At 26.0% G+C, this 24,358-nt stretch carries 20 protein-coding genes; 19 read left to right on the forward strand and 1 reads right to left on the reverse strand.

Features of this window, described 5'->3' with window-relative positions; translation table 11 throughout:
• Positions 1-61: 61 nt before the first annotated feature.
• From Q3287_RS00520 to Q3287_RS00585, 14 genes are all read left to right on the forward strand, one after another.
• The gene (locus tag Q3287_RS00520) at positions 62-2,293 is read left to right on the forward strand and encodes a hypothetical protein (RefSeq protein WP_407963325.1); all 2,232 of its coding nucleotides are present in this window, start codon (positions 62-64) and stop codon (positions 2,291-2,293) included.
• Between the two features lie 218 nt (positions 2,294-2,511).
• Complete coding sequence (locus Q3287_RS00525) at positions 2,512-3,879, forward strand: hypothetical protein (RefSeq protein WP_407963326.1); 1,368 nt, start codon at positions 2,512-2,514, stop codon at positions 3,877-3,879.
• Positions 3,880-3,887: 8 nt separating this feature from the next.
• Positions 3,888-4,373, forward strand: coding sequence for a hypothetical protein (locus Q3287_RS00530; protein WP_054270746.1), 486 nt, complete (start codon positions 3,888-3,890; stop codon positions 4,371-4,373).
• A 7-nt stretch (positions 4,374-4,380) separates the two neighbouring features.
• Positions 4,381-5,259 (forward strand): hypothetical protein, encoded by an 879-nt coding sequence (locus Q3287_RS00535; protein WP_054277039.1) that lies wholly within the window; start codon positions 4,381-4,383, stop codon positions 5,257-5,259.
• Between the two features lie 35 nt (positions 5,260-5,294).
• On the forward strand, positions 5,295-5,603 hold the full coding sequence (locus Q3287_RS00540; RefSeq protein WP_074179676.1) for a hypothetical protein: 309 nt from the start codon (positions 5,295-5,297) through the stop codon (positions 5,601-5,603).
• 36 nt (positions 5,604-5,639) lie between these two features.
• Positions 5,640-5,969 carry a hypothetical protein gene (locus Q3287_RS00545; protein ID WP_169469974.1) on the forward strand — a complete coding sequence of 110 codons (330 nt, stop codon included), beginning with the start codon at positions 5,640-5,642 and terminating at the stop codon, positions 5,967-5,969.
• Positions 5,959-8,151, forward strand: coding sequence for a hypothetical protein (locus tag Q3287_RS00550; protein ID WP_407963327.1), 2,193 nt, complete (start codon positions 5,959-5,961; stop codon positions 8,149-8,151). The genes Q3287_RS00545 and Q3287_RS00550 overlap by 11 nt, the downstream gene beginning before the upstream one ends.
• A 10-nt stretch (positions 8,152-8,161) precedes the next feature.
• Entirely contained in the window at positions 8,162-9,925 is a 1,764-nt protein-coding gene (locus tag Q3287_RS00555) for a hypothetical protein (protein WP_407963328.1), read from the forward strand.
• Positions 9,922-12,048 (forward strand): hypothetical protein, encoded by a 2,127-nt coding sequence (locus Q3287_RS00560; protein ID WP_054277035.1) that lies wholly within the window; start codon positions 9,922-9,924, stop codon positions 12,046-12,048. The genes Q3287_RS00555 and Q3287_RS00560 overlap by 4 nt, the downstream gene beginning before the upstream one ends.
• Positions 12,048-13,757 carry a hypothetical protein gene (locus tag Q3287_RS00565; RefSeq protein WP_407963329.1) on the forward strand — a complete coding sequence of 570 codons (1,710 nt, stop codon included), beginning with the start codon at positions 12,048-12,050 and terminating at the stop codon, positions 13,755-13,757. The genes Q3287_RS00560 and Q3287_RS00565 overlap by 1 nt, the downstream gene beginning before the upstream one ends.
• Positions 13,758-14,996, forward strand: a complete 1,239-nt coding sequence (locus Q3287_RS00570; RefSeq protein WP_407963330.1) for a hypothetical protein — start codon at positions 13,758-13,760, stop codon at positions 14,994-14,996.
• A gap of 242 nt (positions 14,997-15,238) precedes the next feature.
• Complete coding sequence (locus tag Q3287_RS00575) at positions 15,239-15,601, forward strand: hypothetical protein (RefSeq protein WP_054270737.1); 363 nt, start codon at positions 15,239-15,241, stop codon at positions 15,599-15,601.
• 26 nt (positions 15,602-15,627) lie between these two features.
• Positions 15,628-15,888 carry a hypothetical protein gene (locus tag Q3287_RS00580; RefSeq protein ID WP_054270736.1) on the forward strand — a complete coding sequence of 87 codons (261 nt, stop codon included), beginning with the start codon at positions 15,628-15,630 and terminating at the stop codon, positions 15,886-15,888.
• Positions 15,889-15,966: 78 nt separating this feature from the next.
• Positions 15,967-16,878 carry a sigma-70 family RNA polymerase sigma factor gene (locus Q3287_RS00585; protein WP_054277032.1) on the forward strand — a complete coding sequence of 304 codons (912 nt, stop codon included), beginning with the start codon at positions 15,967-15,969 and terminating at the stop codon, positions 16,876-16,878.
• 59 nt (positions 16,879-16,937) lie between these two features.
• Here Q3287_RS00585 and Q3287_RS00590 read toward each other — a convergent pair whose 3' ends face one another.
• Positions 16,938-17,315 (reverse strand): PadR family transcriptional regulator, encoded by a 378-nt coding sequence (locus tag Q3287_RS00590; protein WP_054270734.1) that lies wholly within the window; start codon positions 17,313-17,315, stop codon positions 16,938-16,940.
• A gap of 265 nt (positions 17,316-17,580) precedes the next feature.
• Here Q3287_RS00590 and Q3287_RS00595 point away from each other — a divergent pair, with 265 nt between their 5' ends.
• The 5 genes from Q3287_RS00595 (at position 17,581) to Q3287_RS00615 (ending at position 24,332) form a co-directional block, all read left to right on the forward strand.
• The gene (locus Q3287_RS00595; RefSeq protein ID WP_054277031.1) at positions 17,581-18,015 is read left to right on the forward strand and encodes a hypothetical protein; all 435 of its coding nucleotides are present in this window, start codon (positions 17,581-17,583) and stop codon (positions 18,013-18,015) included.
• Positions 18,016-18,097: 82 nt separating this feature from the next.
• On the forward strand, positions 18,098-19,204 hold the full coding sequence (locus tag Q3287_RS00600; protein WP_407811644.1) for a hypothetical protein: 1,107 nt from the start codon (positions 18,098-18,100) through the stop codon (positions 19,202-19,204).
• Positions 19,205-19,314: 110 nt separating this feature from the next.
• Positions 19,315-20,457 carry a peptidylprolyl isomerase gene (locus tag Q3287_RS00605; RefSeq protein ID WP_054270731.1) on the forward strand — a complete coding sequence of 381 codons (1,143 nt, stop codon included), beginning with the start codon at positions 19,315-19,317 and terminating at the stop codon, positions 20,455-20,457.
• Between the two features lie 454 nt (positions 20,458-20,911).
• Positions 20,912-22,303 (forward strand): peptide MFS transporter, encoded by a 1,392-nt coding sequence (locus tag Q3287_RS00610; protein ID WP_054270730.1) that lies wholly within the window; start codon positions 20,912-20,914, stop codon positions 22,301-22,303.
• Positions 22,304-22,538: 235 nt separating this feature from the next.
• The gene (locus Q3287_RS00615) at positions 22,539-24,332 is read left to right on the forward strand and encodes an aminopeptidase P family protein (RefSeq protein ID WP_054270729.1); all 1,794 of its coding nucleotides are present in this window, start codon (positions 22,539-22,541) and stop codon (positions 24,330-24,332) included.
• The last annotated feature ends 26 nt before the right edge of the window (positions 24,333-24,358 follow it).

Consider the following 24,358-nt stretch of genomic DNA (forward strand, 5'->3'; position numbering starts at 1 on the left):
ATTAGATGATTAGTAAATATAACTTTAAAAATGTATTACTAGATTAAATGAGGTGATTTTATTGGGTGTTTTACCTTCAGCAACACTACTTACAAATGAATTGAAGTTGCATGATTTCAAAGGTGTTAAGTTATCAGTTACATTTGGAGATGCTGACTTAAATGATGGATATTCGTATGCAAAAATGAATTTTAGAGCAAGTGATATTAAATTCGATTGGTGGATAGATAAACCAAGATTAAATATTATAACAAGTGAATTAACTTTAAACGATAAAAAAGTTTGGAGCGAGTTAAATCAAGGACCTAATAGTGGATTAAATGCAGATTGTCTAGATGGATATCATGCTGTTGATTTTAAAGATAGATTAGGATACAACCATTTCAAACATGCTGTAATGGTTTCTAATAAAAGATATATCAAAATAGCTACATTTACTCCGAGAAGAGTTGGAAATGCTCCTGATTTTTCTACAGATGGTAAACTTCCATATCAAGGTATATTTGCAAATAGCATGGTAGCTAAAATGAAAAATGAAGATTATATTGATGAATTTGTTAAATCTACATCTGATTACATAGACTACACAAAGCCTAATATAGGGAAGTTTGACCATACTGATATGATGACAGAAGGAATTTACAACTCACTATTTAGAGGTTCCATAACTCTTCTTAAAGGAAATAATCCAACTACTATGGATATTCATATTGGTTTGTTTGAAGACCCTACAAACAAAAATAAGGATGGATGGACTTGTACAAATAAGTTTTTTTATGTGTCATTACATGATGAAAAATTACCATTTATAAACGAAGATTTATCTTCTGAAGAAACTTTAACAAAAGAAGATAGAATAACAACACACAAAAATAATGATGTAAAGAATCATTTAAATAACAATATAGAAGATAAAGAAAAAGCAACTATAGAAAAGTTAAATATAGAGGAAAGTGTTTCAACATATTCAAGTATGACACCACCAAGTGAAAATCATGCACATGAAAGACCTCTTGATTTAAGTGGTTATAAGACTCCTCCAGACCCTAGTAAAAATGACTATAAAGCGGAAAAATTTCCACCATATAAACATGAAGGAGATAGTTATCAAAGAGATATAGATGTATTAAGATTGTATCATGTGAAGTCAGACTCTACTACAGTTGATGGTGTGGAAATAGTTACTCATAAGTTTGAATTATATTTAGCTATAGATGAAAAAACAGAAGTACATATACAACCATATATGTCTAGTTCTTGTATAGTTCATCAATATCAAAGTCCAATTACAATATCTGGACTTCCTGAGACAAATCATTTTATAAAACCAAAATCGATTTATGATAATAGATATTCTCATATTAGACATAGACATTATGATTATGAGTCTAGATTGGATAAGATTGATAATGAAGTAGAAGAAATTTGGGATACTTTTGATTATTATGTTGTAATAGCTCAAGGAAGTGATAATGCTAAAAAAATTCTTATGACAGATGATAATGGAAATGTTTTTTGTTCAAATGATAATATGGAAAGACATACAGATTATAGAAGAAATGGCTCAAGAGTTTTAGTTAGTGATACTAATAAGTGTATTAGTGAAAGTTCAGTTACAACTAGAGAACTTGCTCAACTTAAAGAGGTAAGAACTAATGTTCAAGAGCAGTTAGATGAACTAAGGGATGATATTGATGATATAAAAAGAGACATAATCAATATAGAAAATGAAATTAAAAATATTAAAAAAGATTATGTCAAAAGACGAGGGGATTCCATGTATGGGGATTTAACCATGATTCAGAATTCTAAGATAGTTATAACTGATGAAGGAGATAGAAAAATATCATTACGTGGAGACATTAAGGATACTCAACATCCTGATAGTGATGGAGAGGTTGACCATTTTTGTTTATATGATGAAGCTATTGAGTATAAAGATAATACTGGTACTGAGAGGAAAGGTAGACGAATATTATCATATAGACCTCAAGATGGAAATGGTGGATGTGTGTGGTTTTTCAATAACGCTATTCGTTTTGGAGATGGAGAGGGTATGCCAGGTCCTAGACTTATACTATCTTTTTGTCCCCCTGGAGATTATAAACCATTTAAAAAACCTAAAGTAGGTGATATATGGATAAAACATATATTGGATACAAAAACAGAAGATAAAGATGCGGAGAATGCTAAATACCCTATAGGTCTTTATGTTTGTACTAAAAGTGATGGTAATACAACTATTGGTGAAAAATATCTAGCAGAATGGACTCCAATAGCACAAAAAAAATAGTAAGTATATTAGGATAAAGGGATTGTTTTAATTAAAATTGAAACAATCCCTTTTATAGTAATCTTATATATTATTTGTGGCAAACTTAAATTGCAAAATTTATTTGTATAAAAAATTGATAATATAATAAAAAATGTTGAACAAATTCGAGTATAAGCAAGGTATATTAAGAGTGAAAGTGGTTTTACAATAATAAAATAGAAAAGAGGTGAGCTTATTTGGAACATCCCAAAATAAATATATGTAAATCTACAGAAGGAAATTTACTACACTATATTTATAGATTTAAAAATATTTCATCAGAAACAGAAATAGAAGAGTACATAAATAATCAAGACCCAATTATAGAAATATTAGAAGAAAATGCTGACATAGAATCGACTAACATCAAAGATTTTTTACTTAGTAGAAATGATTTTCCAAAAGGATATAATGGATATACTGAATTTACGCTACCATTTGAAATAGTAATTCCTTTTAAAAAATTAATTGTAAATTTAAAAAATGATTTATCCTCAGTTCCTCAAGAAAAAATAGAAATACAATTAAGTTCATATCAAACTATATCAAGAATTTTATTTAAGAAAAAAACTGATTATAATGGATATGAGACATATAGAACTATAACAGAACAATATGAAATTGACGACATAATAAAGATTAGAAATAATAATGGATTTCTAATAAAAAAATCCAATGCTGAATACAATAAAGTTACCTTAGATTTTTCTATAGATATAGTTACATATATAGATATACATGCACATGGAGTATTTGACCCAGTAGTATCTACAATAGAATGTAAAAACTACATCTTATTTTACCAGAAAAAAGAAGAACAAAAGAATAAATATGAGTATAGAGTAATAAGTAAATTTCAAGATGGATCTATCTCAGAACTATCAAATGTAGGAGTTTGTGAATTATATGAAAATCCAGATGAAATAATTCAAGTATTAGAAGTAAAAGAGGATGACATTAAAATAACCAAATGGCAAGAGATAAAGAGAGAAAAAGTTTCAAAAGATATAAATATCAATAAGGATGACTTATATAGTAAAGTAATAAAGACTATAACTAGTCAAGAGATACATTCAGATGATTCCACTTTAATAACTGATGGAATAAGATATGTGAAATTACCAAATATATGGCATAAGAATAAAAGAGAATTATTTTATAGAAAATCTAGAGCTTTTAGGATGAAAAACATATACAAAAACATATCAACAGACTATTGTAAACCAATAATATTTCAAGATAAATTTGAAATATTAATTGATAAAATGCTCATTTACAGAAAAGATGTAACAAATTTAAGTATAGATGAGCAGAAAAAACCAGTTGACATGAAAGATGAAAATGCCACGATATTTAAAATATACATAAGGCAAGGTGGCAAATACTATAATGATTATATAAATAATATAGAAGATAATGATACAATTGAGATGGTCGTATTAAATTCTAGATATCCACTTTTGTCAATAAAGGATTACTGCTTTTATTCAAATAAGTACAACTACACTATATATTTATATGATGAGAAAGGAAATATATCAGACCCAGTAGTGGCTGTATTGTAGGTATACATATGTATGAAAATATCAATAATCTTACAAAGATATATACGGAAAATACAATAACTTTTTCAAGGATAAAAAATTTAAAATGTACAAGTTATAAATTATATGTAAATGAAAAAATAGGAGAAAAGTGGAAAAAATATTTATTAACAGAAATACCGAATCCAAAGGTTGAAGTTTTGTTAAATGAAAGTAAAATGCTAGAGTATAATTCAAATCAAAAGTGGTATGTATCCAAGCAGATAAGTGGAGTAGTAAGTAAATATATAAGAGTTAGTGTAAATAATATAGAGTTAGATAGAAATAGTTATACATTTAATTCTAAATTTAAAATTTTATATATTCATATGGAACTTTCTCCTACAGACTTTATTGAGATACAATATCAAGTTGATAAAATAAAATACGTGCATAAAACTTTAAATAAATGTGAGTATAGTGTAATACCTGTTTTTAATAAAGAATATTTGACAGGGCAACACTCTATATTATAGGTGAACTATGAGTGAAAAATTTACTAAGGTTTCAAGAAAAAATATAATAGATAAGTTATGTATTGATAAAGAAATAGTTAAAAATTCATCTAAAAATGATATATCTTACTATTCAGATAATTTGTTTTTTGATAGAATTTTATTTAATTTTGATAATAATAGATATGCAAATTCCTTATTTATAAATGAATTTAAAAATAAGGAATTTTCTGATGTACTAAATAGTATAAATATAAAATTTGATTTTGATAAAACGTGTATATCTTTAAATGAAGGTAGCAGTTTTGGAGAATATAATTCAGTTGATATTTATACTCATGAACATAAAAGTTCGTCATTAAATAATTTTTTTCTACTGGTGGACCAAGATATACCAGAAGGGTCAGAAGTAATATATTATCTAATAACAGATAAAAAAGAAGTATTTCAGATAAGAGCAAATAATACTGTACCATATACTATACAAAAAGAGGAAGATATACCTAAAACTGTAAAAATAAGAGCTAAGATATGGTCAAATTTGGCAGGAGAATCCCCTGAAATTAATGCAATAGCACTTTTATATAATGATGATTTTACAGAAGCTCAAATGGGTTTAATTAATCCAGATTTAGGAAGACTTCCAAATACTGAATATCCAGATTTAAATGATGTAACAACTATATTAAGAGATTCTAAAAATGATGATAAGTTAATAAAAGTAAGCAGTGCTAATGAAGATGTACTGCTTAATTATAGTGAAGAAGGAAATTTAGATACAATAAATATTTATGAAACAGTATCAGGAGATAAAAAAGAGGATATTTATCTTATATATGATGATTATGAAAATAGTGATAAAGAAGTCGAAAAAGTATTAATGCAAGTTATAAGTAAGAAAAAATAGTAACACATATAGACAATATAGTGAGTTGGTGAAATATGAGAATACAACAGAAAAAAGATAACATTTATGTAAAAGGGCTAGATAAAGTTGATGCATATCTAATAAATGTAATTCAAAGATATTTTGAATATGATGGTAAAAAAGTTCTGGGTTCTAAAGAGCAAATTATAGATGAGGTCATACAACGAGTTAAAGAAGAATTTATATTACCTCAAACTCAAGATTTATTGGAAGCATTTTTACTAAAAAAGGGAATATCATTTGAGGAAAATAAAGTTATAATAACTAATAAAGATTTAATACTTATAAATGGAAAAATAAAAGAAGATAAAAATACTGAATGAACATAAAGTAACAAAATAGATAAAGGAGGAAATTTTGTGCAAGATTTTGAGGAAGATAGATATTTCATTTCAAAAGAAAGTTTGGAAGGGTATATTATGGAAAGCGGTGTTATCATAGGAAAAAAGTTAACTAGAGAACTAGAACTAATGGATGAAAATATGTATGAAGTTCATAAATTATCTTTGTGGATTAAGTTGATAAAGGAAGGTATTAGACCAACTAATTGGAAAAAATCAGAATGGGATGGTACCAGAGTAGAATTTGAAATAATGAAAACTAAGGAAGATGTACAAACAGCTATAAATGAATTAATTGATATACTTGATAAATGTTGCGAAAAGTATAAATTAAAGGTTGGAATATAATATGCTAGGTACTGACTTGAATATAAATAAAATAAAAGATGAGATTATAGAAGAAATTGTAAGTCAAATAGCTTCAAATTGTTCAACTGATGAAGAAAGAAAGATTTTAGAAAATGAATTTAAGACGAAAATTAAAAATAATACACTAATATCAAGTCTAAATGAGCATGAGGTAAATATTAAATCTCAATCAATCAATAAGACTATGAATGAACTATATATAGATTTATTAACCAGTTTTGGTGTAGTTAACTCAATGAGTGAATTGATATCAAAGTATGATGGTATCAGTACATCATATATAAATAGCATAACAACTAAGATAAATCAAATAAAAGATAAATTAGAGAGTTGTAGATATTCTACTTCATTTAAACATATGTCTAAATTTATAATAGAGAGGTTTAGAAATTCAAATAACTTTGATAAAAGTAGAAATATTCAAAAAGATAGAGCTGGGCAATGGATACTAGAGAAGTGTTATGCTAATTTTGATGAAAATGAAAACGTGTTAACATTGCCATTTTTAAAACGGGATAATATGTTGAGGTATGATAATAAAGTATATACAGCATGTTTAAATTATAGCTTTCAGCTAGGGGAAGGATTTATACAATCTTGCAATAACGAAACATCTCTTGAAAATGCTATAGATGGAAATCCAAACTCATTTTGGAGTGATACAATACTATCTGATGCTCCATTAAATGTTTCATTTGAAAATAGTAAACCACAAGCTATATATGTAAGAGATAATTATTTTTATGGAATAGACTCTGGTGCAGTTTGTGATCTTGAACTTAATTTTGAATCTATCAATAAAATAAATGAGATAAATCTTACCCCATTTACAAAATATCCTATTGATATAGTAGCTATAAGATATAAAATGACGGATGATGAAGATGAAGCATTGATAGAACTAGTAACACCAGATAATAAGGATAAAACATTAAAAAGTGTTTTTACAAAAGATAAGGTTACATTTAGGTTTCCAGATATAATATGTAAGAGAATATACATATTATTTACACAGAAACATTATATAAGAGAAACATATGTATATAATCCAACTGAAATAAATAAAAGTTTACTTTGGTTTAATAATAAAAATGATAGAAAAGAAGAAGTAACTAAAGCTATATTTAAACCAGTGTATTATGATAGGAATATGGTTAATTCTTTATGGCGAAAAATGAATGATAGAGTACTGTCTTATTCTTATGACGAGTTACTGTCTAAAATAGTCGGAAATGACAAGTTAAATCATATGGTCTTAAAGTATGAATACAACTATGGTTTATATAATATAGGATGCTATAATAATCATTTTGATAGGACAGGTATTTATACAAGTAAGTCTATAAATTTAAATTCCAATATAAAAAATGTACAGATAGTAACTGATGAATTACATCCTAGAAATTCATTTGGAAAAACCGTTACTGATATAGAATATTATATTACTGCATCTGATAATCCAGAAACTAAAGACTGGATTCCTATATTACCAACTAATAAGGATATTATAGAATCTGAACTTTTATTTATAACAGGGAGTACTAGAGCTTATTTTAGATTTGAGGCAGAAATTATTTATAAAGTAATGAAAGATGGAGAAGAGATACCTTTAAATAGTGAGGAGTTTCATATACATAAAAATCAAAAAACTGGATTTTTTTACTGTATTCAAATATTTAACTATGATTATAATGCAGTATATAGTATAAGTTATAAACCTGTTGCTGGTAGTGATTCTGTGGATTTATCATCAAAGTTAGAAACAACTATAGAATCTTTTAATGGAAAAAATAAATCAAATTTTGAACTTAAATATAGGCCATTTACAGAATATGATGCTGATTATTGTGATGTAAAAGTTACAGATACATTAACTAGTAATATTAACTATGAAATAGAAACTGTAAATGTAACAGATATATCAGAAAATGGTAGTAGTTATAAGAATTTTAATAATTTAGATGATAAATTTCAATTTTATATATTTGAGAATTCAATCTATTTTAATAAAGAGATAGAAAGTAAATATATGATAGATATATCATATAAGCATTTAGTATCAAAAATAAAACTAAAAGCATTATTTAGAAGAAATACAGTTAAAGATGGCTGGCTGACACCTGTTTTAAAAGAAATAAAATATATGATAGATACATTTTAAAGGTGATAATATGAATAATTATAAATATAAAAGGCCAAGTATATTGTTTGAAGAAAGAATTAAAATTTTAATAGAGGATTTAAATAAGGATTTTGATTCTGGGAAAATCAAAACAAAAACAGAGTATTTTTATGAATTTAAAAATATGATTATCGATTTTTATAATAAACTTGGAAAACCATTATTTGAATTCCATGAGGCAATAGATATACCATCCTTTTCAAGCTATAGTGATATGTTGAAAAAAGCCAAATGTGATATGAATATTTTAATATGCAGTTATAAGGAAATCGGAAATAACTTACAAATATATTTTAAAGATGTTAAAGAAGAGAATGAACTATTAATTAACAAATTAAATTGTATAGAAATAGAGATAAATGAACTAGATAAAAAAGTAGACTCCTTGAAAACCGTCAGCAATATGATTTATTCAGATGATTTTACAAAAATTAGTAATATAAACAACTTAAATAATGTTTCTTGTAGTGTATTAAATAGAGCATTAACATTAGCAACAATATCGAGTAAATGTGTAAATGATAATATAAATATACAAATTCTAGATGTATCAAATGGCTTTCCTGGGAATACACATGAAATATATTCATCTTACAATAAAATAAAATATATTGGAGAAGATGATCCTCATATATATTTATCAGACATATTAGATGGAAATGATGATACTTGGTTTGAGTTTGAAATGTATAATTTAGAAGATGATATAAAAATAAAAACTGCAATGGTTGGATTTAAGTATAAAGAAGGTATAAGTTGGATAAGTGATGATAAGATTTTAAAATTACATTTTAAGATTGTTTTAGATATTCCTGTTAATATAAATTGGTTTAAAATTTCTGGAATACCAAATCAAAATGTAAATCTACATAACCCTATAATAAAAAGGATAGTTGTAAGAGATAAATATGAGAATGTTCAAATATTACAACCAAACGAATCTTTAAAGGAAGAAAATATAATAACCTTTAAATCAAGTATAGTTAAAGAAATTGTAGTTGAATTAGAGCAAGAAGATAGCAATTTTACTAAAGTATGTAGAGAGTATTTTTTAAATATAGATCCAACTAAAATTCCATATTTTTTTTATGACAATAATAAAGATTATATACAATTTGATAAACCTCAAAAAAGTATAGAGATTATAGGTCTTAAGTATAACCATGATAATAAAAATATAATTTATCCATCTACAAAGTCAACAAACAAATTTTCAACAAGAGAGTATGTGAAATCTCAATTATTTTATAAAAAGATAAGTGAAGATAGTTATAAGTTTCAATATGAAGAAGTAAATGCAAAGAGATATGTTATAGGTATAAAAAATATTGAACTTAAATACAAGGTTTATGATAAGTATGGAGTATATTTATCAGAGAAATTTTTATCAACTGAAAGTATAAGGTCAATTACTTTGAATTCTAAAGATTACATACCAAGAAGATTTATGGAATATTTAGATGAAAATAAAAAAATTGATGACTATATTAAATACTATATAAGTTTTGATGATGGTTCAGTATGGACTAGAATAAGACCAAGACATAGAGCTGAATATGGCTCTTGTGCAATAGTTATAAATAGTAATATATCAACTATAAATAGAAACAAAAATATTACATATGTTGACATGCTTAATGATGTGAATGAATTTAGGTTGAAAATAGAGTTAGATAGACCAGATGAAATAATTGATGAGTCACCTATAGTATATAATTATAGGATAGATGTAGGTTCGGAGGAAATTATATGATGAACATTCAAGAGTATCAATTAAAAATTAAAGAAGAAGAGATAATAAAAAGACTTCTGAATAATGGTTATTTAGTAACTTTTTACGAAGTAAACAAGTTTATAAGTGAGTTTTTTGAGAAAAAAATAATTGGGTTGCCATATTTTAAGCCATTTACATTATTACCATATCAAAATTCAGATAAAGAACAATTTAATACTATGTTTAAAAATATAGAATATGATTTGAAATCTATTTATGAAGTACATAATAATCAAGTAGAATCTTCTATAGAGACTATAAATAAATATGACTTAGAAATGATAAACATATATAACGAAGCAAATAAGATTATTGCTTATTCAGAAATAGCAAATGAATTTTCAAGCAAAAAAAAATCGTATTATCCTTATGTTATAACTTTTAATACACTTGAATATACGAACACCATTAATTTAGTAAAAAATAACATACCTAAGTCAACTTGTGAAATAGATTACAATACCTCTACACTTAGAAATGAACTTCATTCAATCCCAAGTGATAAAATAGATTTGAGTAAGTCAAATTTGAAAGTATTGTTAAATGGGCAAGAGATAGATTCAAATACAAATATAAATTTGGTATTAAATGAGGCTCTTAATGAAAATATATCATTAGACATAACACCAATTAAAAGTGAAACTCAAATAATCACTATAGATTTAGAGTTAGATACTATTAAAACAGTATCTAGAATTGAACTTAGTGGTTATTCACTACAGGATACCACTATAACATTATTAATTTCTTCTGACAATAAGAACTTTAAAGAAAAGTTTAAATATAAAGGAGAAAAAAATAATATATGGAGATTTAACAAAGAAGATATATTAGTAATTAAATTTATAATAGAAAAATATGAGATTGGTCAAGAAGAACTAGATAACTTAGGTTCATTATTTGTATTAAATAATATTTCACTTTATAATGATAAATACTCTAAAACCAGTGTGTACACAAGTAATAGAATTAATGTTGATGAACCTATATCAAAAATAACTTTAAATCCTCAAAATAAAGTGCCACCTATGACAAATATATCGTATTTCATAGGTATAGAAGACAAAAATAATAGTGTAGAATGGAAGAACATAAAGCCAAATATTGCCTTAGATTTAAATCTCTTATACGAAGAAGAAAAAATACTTAATTACTATACATCTGATTTATTTGGAAGACGCGATTTTGATATACAATTAAAAAACTTTTTATTTTATGTGCAACAACTTCCAAAGTATGTAAATTTAAATTCTATTGAAATGAGAACAGGACATTCTCAATGGCTTATTGAGAGGTTAGATGTAAGTGATAAATATAATCAAGAATATCCAAGTTCATTGAGAGTATCTATAAATGATTATGCAAAGCATAGAGTCACTGGAATAGCTCCAATGGATGCAAATACAATGGAGATAATGTGTAAAAGTAAATGGAATTATATAGTGATGAGTCAGTATGTTAATTGTCTTGAAGAAACTATAATAGAAGATAAATACTTTAGTTTTGAGAAAGATAAAGAAGTATTTGATGTAGTTGTACTTGTAAATGGAAGACAAGTATTTAAAAAAGATAATAAATATGCATTTAAGTTAAAAAAGGGAGAAAATAAACTTCAAATAATGTTTTTACTTGGTGAATTAGATTTATCAAAATCAGTAAAAACCATTAAGCATAATTTTAACTTAATGTCTCATAGTGATTCTATATTTGCTGGTTCAAAGATGGAAAGAATAACCTATAATTCTTTAGTGAAAAATATAAGTAATAATTCTCTTAAGTATTATGCAATAAAATCTATAGATAATGTGGATAGTATAGTTATAAAGTTTGACCCTAATTATGTAATTACTCCAAACGACCCTATAAGTATTGAATTAAAAGAAAAAAAGATTCCACAATATCAAAGACCAGATATAAAAATTAATACAGCTGAATACTTTAGAATATTTGTAAAATATAAACATATGTTACCCTCAACAATTGAAAAGTTAAAATCTCTGGATGGTAATAGTTTAATAAGATGTAGAGTAATGGCAAAATTATCTACATCAGATATATCTGTTACTCCTGTAATCAATAATATAAAGGTGGTGGCTGAATAATGTCAATAACATTATATACGAAATCATCTGATAGAGAAAATAAAGTTAGTTTAAAATGGGAGAATACATCAAATTCGCCACATTTGTATAGAGTATTTAGAAAAAAAATAGGAGATGATTTTGGGAATTCTGTTGACGAAGTATTTCAACCTATTTCTGTATGTGAACTAGAAAGAATAGAAAGTGACATAAAGGTATTAAATATACATCCAAATATAGGAGAAGAGATTAGTTTTAAATGTTATAGAGGTATTACATGGACCATTAAGAAATCTGCTTCTTTAAAAAAATGGATGGAAGAGCCTTGTAAAGAAGATGCAAGAGGGTATGGTTTAGCTAAGATAAATGTAACTCCTGTATCAAATAGAGAATTTTGTGAAAATCCAGATGATTTTTTAAAAGATAGTAGAGGGATGTATATTTATGATGTAATAGTTATCGGATTTTCTAGTGGTGAAGATTATATTGTTGAAAATAAATTAAACAAAAGAGCACTAGATGCTATATTTGAGTTTATGAAAACAAATAGAAGTGTTATTGCGAGTCATGATTTAATTTCATCTATATTTAGAGAAGATGAAAGTTTGAATAAATTAAGAGAGTTTTTTAATATAAAAGTTGGAAAGTGGAATGACAATAATATATTTTTTGATGAAGGTCATGGATTCACAAGTTCTGTATGGGGAAATGAAGTAGTTGTAAATAAATCAGATTCAGTTACATTATATCCTTGGAATATGGTGAATAATGAAGAAAAAATAAAAATATCATATACTCATACTACATCAAATTTTGCTTATGGAGATATATGGTTTAATATAGTACCACAAAAAATAGAAGGAAATTCAAATTGGTCTGCTTCACAAGAGAAAGCATCTTCCTATTATCTTACAACATGGAATAATACAGCTATGATTCAAATAGGACACAATATAGATGATATTGAAGATATAGCGGAATATGAAAAGAAGATATTGGCAAATACTATTTTTAGAATGAAACAATTGACTGAAAATATGTCTGTTGAAGACAAGCCAGGAGATACATCTATTCCAATTAAACCAAGTATAACAAATCAGTATACTACTGAGGATAGAAAGGTCATTTTGGAGTATACTTCTACAGATACAGGAAGTATATATCAATATTATGTAGAAGGAGTAGATTTAAACTCAAAGGTAGTAACAGAATCAAATGTAGCTACAACAATAGTTACAACAGGTATTAAAGAGTATAATTGGTGTTTACATACTGTAGAAAGTGATATTAATCCAATCACCTTAGATAATTCACCAATTATATATAATAAGACTCAAAGAGAGACCATTATGACACAACCCCTTCAAAAAGGATATTATATGTTTAGAGTTTATACAACTGATTATTCAGGTAATAAATCTAATGTAGAAAGTAAGATTTTTCATGTAGATGGTAAAGTATATGACACTTCAAATAGAGTATTAGATGAAGTTCCAAATGCTGTAAGGTTTAATAATAGGTATAGAGGAGCACAAGAAAGTTATAAGATAAGTTCAATGTACCATCAAGCAGAGCATAATATAAGAAAATTAAGTGATAAGATAGATAGGTTAGATGTAATGAAAGAAGACGTATCTATAGACTCTAATTGCAGTTATGGAAGTTTTGCAGATATAATTGGAAATATACAAGAAGAAATAGACACATTCTATGATGTAAGGGGGGATTAGGTGAATAAAGTAGTTATTAATAATTTACCAGTATCAAATAGAAAAGATTTTGGATATAAAGCTATAAATACAAGTTCAATGCATAATGATAATCAAAATAACATGCTAAATGATATATTAGATTTGTTTAATAAAACTAATGAGATAGAACGTATGTTAAATGATAATATAAATTTAATAAAACTTGAAAATGCTCAACTAGAAGCTGTAAACTCAAACTTGATACAAAAATATAATCAGTTATTAAATAAGTATATTGATATACAAAAGTCTAATAAATTGAGAAGAAAAATAATCTTACCACAAGATTGTAAGTCTGATGAGAGTACTTTTGGAGCCATAATAAACAATATAACATCAGATATAACTATAAGACCTTCAAAAAAAATTTCAAAATTAGCTGTTTTCGATGATGTATCAAATTCCATGTTTATTCCAAAAAGTCTATCAGTTAAAACTAAAATTACTAGTTTTGGTGTTATATCAGAAAAGGACAACGATTTGTATGCTCCTTTTTCTAAAGATAATAACCTATATTGGATAAAAAGAGTAGTTACAGGTAATTCTGTAGATTTTTTGGACACAGAATATGAGATTACTCTTCCAGAAGATATTATGACTACATTAGAAATGAATGAAATATATATACATCCGTTTTTATGTAGTGTAAAAAATGTATATATAAGGTTTGGAGATTCTAGTTATTGGGAAGAAGTAGAGGGAATTGGATATCATTCAGCAATAACACAAAATAATTCAACAAATGAATTTTCAAATTCAGTTAGAGCATTTAGAATAAATTTTCCTAATAAAAAAGTTAATCAAATAAAGATAGTTTTAAGAAGTTATAATTATGAAGAATGTGAGACAAATCTAAGAACTTTCGTTTATGGTATAAAATCATTAGGAGCATATATAAATTATTATAATAATTATGAATCTTCTACATTTAGTTTTAAATGTAATATTGATGAAAAGAGAGATGTAATGATTACAGGTATAACGCCCCATTTTAATAATAGCAGTGATGGTGGAAAGTATTCTAAAGATTTTATATTTGATATATATTATGAAGATAAAGGTGAATATTATCATAAAATAGTTGATGCTTTTCCATTTAGACCTCCTAGTCAAAACTTAATGTTCAAATGTAGAATAGGAGAAACTTATAGTGAAATGAATATAAAGAGTATTGATATAAATTATACCTACTCTGGAGAGGATTCAGAGCATTTTTAGATGTGAATAACTGTATTTAATATTTTGCATGTGATATAATTAGTAGTACAAATTTGGAGGTGGTACTTTTGATAGTGTTTGTGTAGGTTTATAATAAAGCTTTTTTTAACTTTGTCTTTTATAGAAGACTTTTTTTTTGTTTATTAGTTGTCGATTGTGACAAGTGACCTATATACTCTTATACTTAGATTTATTATTAAAATAGTAGGCAGAGTGAGATTGAAAATTAGGAGGTGAAAACTATGCATTTATTATATGAAAATAAAAGTGAAATAAAAACAGTAACTAAAATAGTTAATCTTATCTTTAAAATCATTGATGAGTTAAAGTTATTTATTAATAATATATTGATATGTAATATAAGTAAAGAAGATTTAAACTATTATTTCTTGAAGTTTGATTTACAAAATAAAAACTTGTTATTTAATATAAAGCTCTACAATTCAATTACAAAGACAGTTGTTATAAAGAGTTATGTATTAACAGATTTAATAAGAGATTGTGAAACTAAAAAAATAGAATTGAAATTGAACTATGATATTAAAACTATGATATTAAAATCAAAAGAGAATGTACATAAAGATATTACAGAAGTTTATATATGATTTTATCAAACTTATGGAGGGGAAATATGAATTTTACTATTGATAAAAATATAGAAAATTATATTACAAAAAGAAGTAAAGTACCAGAGCCACCAAGAAAAGGAGAGATAATGATATGCCAAATATGTAATAAGCCAATACTGCCAGAACAATTTTCTATAGATGAATATAAAAGAAAGAGAGAATTTAAGTGGCATATACATCCAAAATGCTTTGAATACATAGAGAAACTGGCAGACAAGTCAGTTCCTGGTTTACTTAATGAAAGAAAATATTTATTTGATTAGATATTTTTAGTATAAATGTATAGTTTTATAATCTTAATAGATAAGAAGTAATAATATAATGCTAAGAAGGTATATAATATGAAAAAAAAAATAACTTATAAAAATAATTTGCAAAAATATGGAATGAATGAGTATCAAAAAATACATGATTTGGTATATGAATTACAAGCTGGATCAAAGGATGCAGCACAAGAACTAATTAATTCGTTTAGAGCAATGTTAAATAAGTATATTTCTTTAATAGTATATGGACAATATTCTATAGAGGATTACTCAATAAGAAGTTTTATTAAATTATTTGTAGAAGAAGAACATGAACGATTGAAAATAAATTCGTATTTTGTTAATGGTCATGGTCAAATGATTGCAGATAAGACAGTTGCAAAAATAGTTGGTATATTCTCAAATAATGATAAAGAAGATATACAACAGGAGATATGTGCTATTTTTTTATCTATGTGTCATAAATATAAAGATACAAAACCGTCTTTTCACAATTATGTAAAGCGAAATTTTCATTATTATGTTTTTAGACATTTAGAAAAATTATCTAAAGACCCTATAGCAAGGGGTCTATACTATCAGAAAAAGATATTTAATATATATGATTCTGAACAACAATTACCGATAGAAGAAACTATTTGTGATAAAAATGCACAAAAAGAAATAGATGAAGTGCTCGATTATGTCGAGCTTTTTTATAATCTACAATTGTCGATTGCGATAATTGAAAAGGATATGACTATAAATATATATGATGAAGAATTTTTAAATAACAATTGGATTGATGGAATTACATGCTCTAATATATTTAAAGATCTTACAACATTTGAAAGACGAATACTAGTGATGTGGTATATGAAGGATAATACTGATTCAGAAATAGCAGAGATGTTTGGACTTTGCAGAGGAACAATAAATAAAAAAAGAGCTTGTGCAAAATCTAAATTGAAAAAGGCTGTTAGATTAATTAATTACTTAAGTGAATGAGAAGTATTATTGATATGAAATTTAGACCACTCTAACTTGAAGAGTGGTCTTCTTTGGGATTATTCTAATTCACTTGCAATGGTATTATAAAAGTTTGCCGATTCTATTAGCATTTGTTTAAATTCAGCAGCCCTCTCATTGTAGTAGATTCTTCCTTTTTCAGTTATCTTATAGAGTTTTTTGCGTTCTTTTTTTGTTGCAACTTCAATAAGACCTTTTGTGAGCATTTTTTCTATTATTGGATACATGGTTCCGTTACTAGGTTTCCAAGACAAATTAAAACTACCTATGTAATCTGTAACTTCTTTCCCATAAACACAATCGTCTTTTTTTATCATTAAATTTAACGTGTACAGCTCTAAAAATATACCACTAGAAAATTTATTGTCATTTTCTTTTGTATTTACTGCTTTCATACCCATTGTTGAATATTTCATATATTTTCTCCTTTTAAATATTATTTTTATAAATTCTGATAGAGTATTAATAGACAATTTACATGATAAATAATTTACATTATGTATTTGAATAATATAATTGAATCTACACTATGAATTTTAATTTATATATTTTATATAACTTTTATATACGCTTGATTATTATTATATAACATCAAACAGTCGCAAACAACAATTAATAGGTTATAAAATGTTTAGTTTTATGCTATAAGCAAAATTTTAAATAAAGGAATGGTGAATAAATATGTGTAATAAAAATATACAAGAAGAAACTATTTTAGAACAAATCAAAAAGATAAATGAAGAAGATAACAAGATAGTTACTAATATAGTAGATAATATTATAAATAAGATTTATGGTGAAATCAATAATAATGAAAACTTTAGTCTAAAACATGGTTTTTTAACTGTGGGAAGATTACTAGTTATTTTAGCACAATCATTATGTGATAATGAAGAACATTTTTCGAAAGAGTGTGATTTAGCAAAAGACATGGTTTTAAATAGGATTATGGAAGCTATTATGCCAAAAAGTGATTATGAAAAAGTCACAGAAGATGATTTTGATATAGAGAATTTATCAATAAGAAGGATAATGCTTGCACTTGGAATAGCTGTAGATTATATTATATGGAAAACTGATTTAGCAAGAAATTATCAAGAAAATAGTAACAAGTAGTTATATACTAAATAAGAGTTTTGACAAAGTAATATTTTATATGGCAATATAAGGGTATAGAAAGTATTAGGAGGAACCTTGAGTGTTAAAAAAGTTGTTTGGTATTATGAAAAAAAGACAAAAATTTGATAAAGCAGAAGAAGAAGGTGAAATAGTATTAAAAAATGAAGAGGGATTATATAAAGAAGAGTTAATCGAAAAGGAACAAGTATTAACTGATAAAAAAGAAATTGAAAATAAAGAAGTTAAAGTTTTAGAACAAGAAATATTTTTGTCTAATGAAGATGATAAAATTTTAGACAAGGAAGATATAGTATGTAATAATGAAAACGAAGTACCGTGTATAAAAAAAACAAATGTTAATAATGATAATAAAATATTGAATAAAGTGGAAACAGTAATTATTGATAAATATATAAGTGATGGAGATAAGGAAACATTAATTGAAAATAAAAAAGATGATTCAAAAAAGGTTGAAGAACTTGACCAAGGAGAAAGTTGTGTTTTATTAAAAAGTCGTATTGAAGAAAAACAAATAAGTGAAACAAGTGAATACTTAACAGAAGAAGATTTAGAATACATAAAAGAAATAAAAATAAAAAGGGGAAAAAGTATAAAAGCAATAAACTTGTATACTAAAGAAGAAAATATTTTTGATACACATATACAATGTAGCAAAGCTCTTAAAGTACCATTAGGATATATAAGAGAAAATTTAAAATATGGATATATGGATTATTTTGGAGATGCCATAAAGTATTTAAGTAAAGTGTTAAATATAGAAGAGTATTGTAAAAATGAATGGAGCTATTTAGAAAATAGTAAATCTCCATCTGAGATATTTAATATTCTAAATGATAAGATATTTAGTACAAGACTTTCTGATAAAAAGAGAAATGAAATTTTAACCAATGATAAAATTGAGGCATTAAAAATGAATTATAAATTTGAATGTATCGATGAGGAGTATGATGAATATTTTAAAAAATATAAGTCTATAATCAAAAGAGGTGGAAAGAAAAAGATTGAATTAGTAAATAAAAAAGGCGAAGTATTAGAGATATTTAAGTCTTTAGAAGAATGTTCTATTTATTTGCAAAAAGAAAAAAATGAAGTTATACAGATGTTAAAGTATGGAGATACAAAAGTAGGAAGAAATTTTATAAGATATAGTTTGAGAAATATTTAATTTCATTTTAAATTCATGAGAGTTTCATTTCTGATTCACACATTTAATATTATTTTAATGTAAAATAATAAAAGTGAAGTATTGTACAAACAAAATTAAGGAGGATATTAATGTCTGAAGAAAAAAATCCAAAAGAAAATTCATTAGATGAAATTAAAAAGTCAGATAATGTAAGTTCTAAAAAAGATGATGTGTCAGATGAAAAAAACACTGACAACAAAGTCAAGAAAAGAGAAATAAAACTAAGTAACAAAACAATTAAAGCAGTTGTAGCAATTGTTGCAGTAGGAGTTATATGCTTAGGTGGAGGTTATGTTTTTGGCAAAGAAGCCGGAAGAAAGTTACCAGCCACTTCAAAGCATTATAGTAGCAATGAAGCAGTGGCTACTATTGGGGATAAAAAAATAACAGGTGAGATGTTGAGAAAAAGAATGGAGCCATTATTTTATTTAAATGCAAAAACTACTATGAGTGATGATGAAATACGTTCATATGAATCAAATATGATTGAGACTATGATTACGTCTGACATATTATCTACTGAAGCAGCTAAAGAAAAAGTAAGTATAACTAATGATGAACTAGATGCTCAATATAATAATTTAATGACTAACATAGAATCTGCAATGGGCATGACTAAAGAAGAATTTTTAAAACAGTTTGATTTGACTGAAAAATATATAAAAGCTGATATGAAAAAAGAACTAGTAGCATCAAAATACTTAAGTGAAAAAGCAAAAGTGACTGATAAAGAAGCTGAGAATTATTACAATAAAAACAAGAGCAATTATTTACAGGTTAGAGCTTCACATATTTTAATAAAAACTGTTGATGATAAAGGTAAACAAGTTAGTGATAGTAAAAAAGCTGAACTTAAAAAAGAAGCTGAAGAGATACTTAAAAAAGCACAAGCTGGAGAAGACTTTGCTACTCTAGCCAAAAAGTATTCTGAAGATAGTAGTGCAGAGTCAGGTGGAGATTTAGGATTCTTTGGTAAAGGTCAGATGGTTGAGTCTTTTGAAAAGGCTGCATTTGCATTGAAAAAAGGTGAAATATCTAGTAAACTTGTAGAAAGTGATTATGGATATCATATAATTAAGAAGACAGATGAAAAATATCAACCATTCGAAGAAATAAAATCAGATTTAGTAAGTAGTCTAACATCAGAAAAACAAAATTTACTTATAACAAATTTAAAAGAAAAATATAAAGTTAAAATTACAGATAAATACCAAATGAAAGCTAAACAATAATTTAAGTCAATTTATTAAAAAAAGAAAATCTTGATATATAGATAAAAGCTATTTTTGTTCTCAAATAGAGAATTTAAAATAGCTTTTGTTATTTCATAATAAAAACAATTTACACACATGAATTGATAAAAAAATAACTTGCAAAAAAAGGTTAATAAAAAATATTTCGGAATTGAATTATTTAAATAAAAATAAATGAAAATCAAAAAAATAAATACAAAAAAAATTAAATATTAAAGGTATTATTTAAATATATATATATTAATATTTTTAGTTTAAAATACTGGAAAAATAATATTTTTCATAATTTTAAAAATAATAATAAAAAAATGAAAATACTGATGGTAATCTATTGAGTAAACATAAAAAAGATGATATTATAAGTATGTACTAAAATGATTAATGTAATCTTAGTACTAAATTTAACTATAAAAACAATGAGGGGGCGTTTTTTATGTCAAATACAGAAAGCGTATCTAAAAAAGTTGGTCATCCGAAGAGTTTCTGGCTTATTTGCATGACAATTTTATGGGAGAGATTTAGTTATTATGGTTTAACAGCTTTATTGGTATTATTTTTTACAGCAAGTATAGCTCAAGGCGGTTTAGGCCTTTCTACACAAGAAGCAACATCTATGTTTGGATTATTTACAGGTCTTATATATCTTACGCCATTAGTTGGTGGCTGGTTAGCAGATAAAGTTTTAGGTCAACAAAAATGTATTTCTATAGGTGCACTTTTAATAGCAATAGGCGATTTTGTACTATTTGCTTCATCAACATCTATTGCAATGGTTTGGGTAGGCCTATCAATAATCATTTTAGGAAATGGTTTTTTTAAATCAAGTTGTTCAAATATAGTTGGGGATATATATCCTAAAACTGATGTATCAAGAAAAGATGCAGCATACAGTTTATTCTATATGGCAGTAAATGTAGGAGCATTTATAGCTCCAATAATATGTGGATTGCTTTCTGATAATGTCTTTGCAGTAAGAGGAGCAAGTGGTGATATAGTATCTTATGGATACAAGATGGCGTTTTTAATTTGTGGTATAGGTATGATGTTAGGTATGATTATATTTACACTTCTTGCGCCAAAATTACTAAATGAAATTGGAAAACATCCTGTTACTAAAGGAAATAAAGGTGAAAAAATTGAGTATGGACCACTTACTAAATTAGAGAAAAATAGAATAATAGCAATGGTTGTTTTATTTTTATTTGTGGTCTTATTCTGGACAGCATACTATCAAACACAAAGTTCATTTATGATTTATGTAAGGGATAATGTAAATAGAACTGTATTTGGATTTGAAATGCCAGTAGCATGGCTTACATCACTAAATGCTATATTATGTGTAGCTTTATGCCCAGTATTAGCTGCTTTATGGGTTAAATTATCTAATACTAAAAGAGGTGACTTTTCTATTCCAGTTAAAATGGGTTTAGGAATGATAATAATGGGTGTTGGTTTTATAGTGATGGTATTTTCTACATTAGCTAACGGTCCAAATGGAATGGTAAAGGCTAGCATGTTGTTTATAGTAGTAACTTATATATTTACAACAGTAGGTGAATTATTTTTGTCTCCTATAGGACTTGCGATGTTTAATAAATTAGCTCCAGCTAAGTATGCTACATTATCTATGGGAGCATGGTATTTAACAAGTTTCTTTGCAAGTTTATTATCAGGAAAAATTGCTGGTTTTACAGCTACACTTGGTTTTTTACAGATATTTGGAGGAATAGCATCAGTATTAATAATATTTGGTTTAATATTATTAGGAATAAGAAATATATTAACAAAATTAATGGCTATGGATTTATTAACAAAAGAAGAATAATTCATACTAAATTAGTGAAAATAAAGGAAATTACATTTAAATATAAAATAAAAATGTAATTTCCTCTTTAATTATGAAAAAAAGCTTTACACAGATACATAATATAATTAAAATTATAATTGTGATAATTAGAGTGTATAAGATTTATATAAATTATAAGAAAAATATTTATGTAATAAACTTTACATACTTATATATTTAGTTATTAAAACTATTATTTTGAGGAGGTCTTGTTGTGAATATAAAAGACAGATTAAGTGAATTAAGAAGACTTATGGAAGAAAAAAATATAGATGCCTATATGATTCCATCTTCTGATAATCATCAAAGTGAATATGTAGGAGATTACTTTAAATCAAGAGAATTTATATCAGGATTTAATGGTTCAGCTGGTACAGTTATTGTTACTAAAGATGAAGCTGGATTATGGACAGATGGAAGATATTTCATACAGGCAGAGTCTCAATTAGAAGGAAGTACTATAAAATTATTTAAAATGGGACAAGAAGGTTGCCCAACTACAGATGAATATTTATATACAAATATTCCTGAAGGTGGAACTTTAGGGTTTGATGGTAGAGTTATATGTGCTAGAGAAGGAGCTACATTAGCTGAAAAATTATCTAAAAAAGGAATAAAGGTAGAATACCAATATGATTTAATAGATAGTGTATGGAAAGATAGACCTGCTTTATCAGATAGTAAGGCATTCTTATTAGATGTTAAATATTGTGGAGAAAGTTTTAGTTCAAAATTAAGTAGATTAAGAGAAAAAATGAGTGAAAAGGGTACTTCTACTCATGTAATAACTACTCTTGATGATATAGCATGGTTGTTTAACATAAGAGGTGGAGATGTTAAATACAATCCAGTTGTACTTTCTTATGCAGTAATAACTTTAAAAGAAGTTTACCTATTTGTTGATGAAAGCAAATTAAATGAAGAAATATTAAATGAACTAGCTAAAGAGAATGTTCAAATAAAGCCATATAATGATGTATATGAGTTTGTAAAATCTATAGACAAGGCTGAAAAAGTTTTAGTAGATGGAACTAAGCTTAACTATGCGATTTACAATAACATACCTTGTGAAGTTGAGAAGGTTGATGAATTTAATCCAGTAATGTTCTTTAAAGCACAAAAAAATGAAATAGAATTAGAAAATATAAGAAACTCACACATTAAAGATGGTGTAGCTTTCACTAAATTCATGTACTGGTTAAAGACAAATGTCGGTAAAATTGAAATAACTGAAATAAGTGCTACTGAAAAATTAGAAAACTTAAGAAGAGAACAAGAAGGTTTCTTTGAGCCAAGTTTCAATACAATTGCTGCATATAAAGAGCATGCAGCTATGATGCACTATAGTGCTACTCCAGAATCAAACTATAAGTTAGAAGCTGAAGGGTTATTCTTAGTAGATTCAGGTGGACAATATTATGATGGAACTACTGATATAACTAGAACTACAGTATTAGGACCTATAAGTGATGAGTTAAAACTACACTTTACTTCTGTGGCAAGAGGTATGATAAATCTTTCTAAAGTCAAGTTTTTACATGGTTGTAGAGGATATAATTTAGATATATTATCTAGAAGTTGTATGTGGAATATGGGAATAGATTATCAGTGTGGAACTGGACATGGTATAGGATTTGTGCTAAATGTTCATGAAGCACCAAATGGATTTAGATGGAGAGTAGTACCTGAAAGATTTGATAGTGCAGTTCTTGAAGAAGGAATGGTAACTACTAATGAACCAGGTATATATATAGAAGGTTCTCATGGTATAAGAACAGAGAATGAAATAGTAGTTAGAAAAGCTGAAAAGAACTTCTATGGTCAATTTATGGAGTTTGAAGTTGTTACATTAGCTCCTATTGACTTAGATGGTATAGTTCCAGAGTTAATGAATCAAGATGAAAAAGATTATTTAAACTGGTATCATAAACTAGTTTATGATAAAATATCTTCTTTCTTAACTGATGAAGAAAGAGAATGGTTAAAAGTATATACTAGAGCTATATAGTTTGTAACTAAATATAATAAAAAATC

This window comes from Clostridioides sp. GD02404, assembly GCF_045898275.1.
Classification (GTDB): Bacteria; Bacillota; Clostridia; order Peptostreptococcales; family Peptostreptococcaceae; genus Clostridioides; species Clostridioides difficile_A.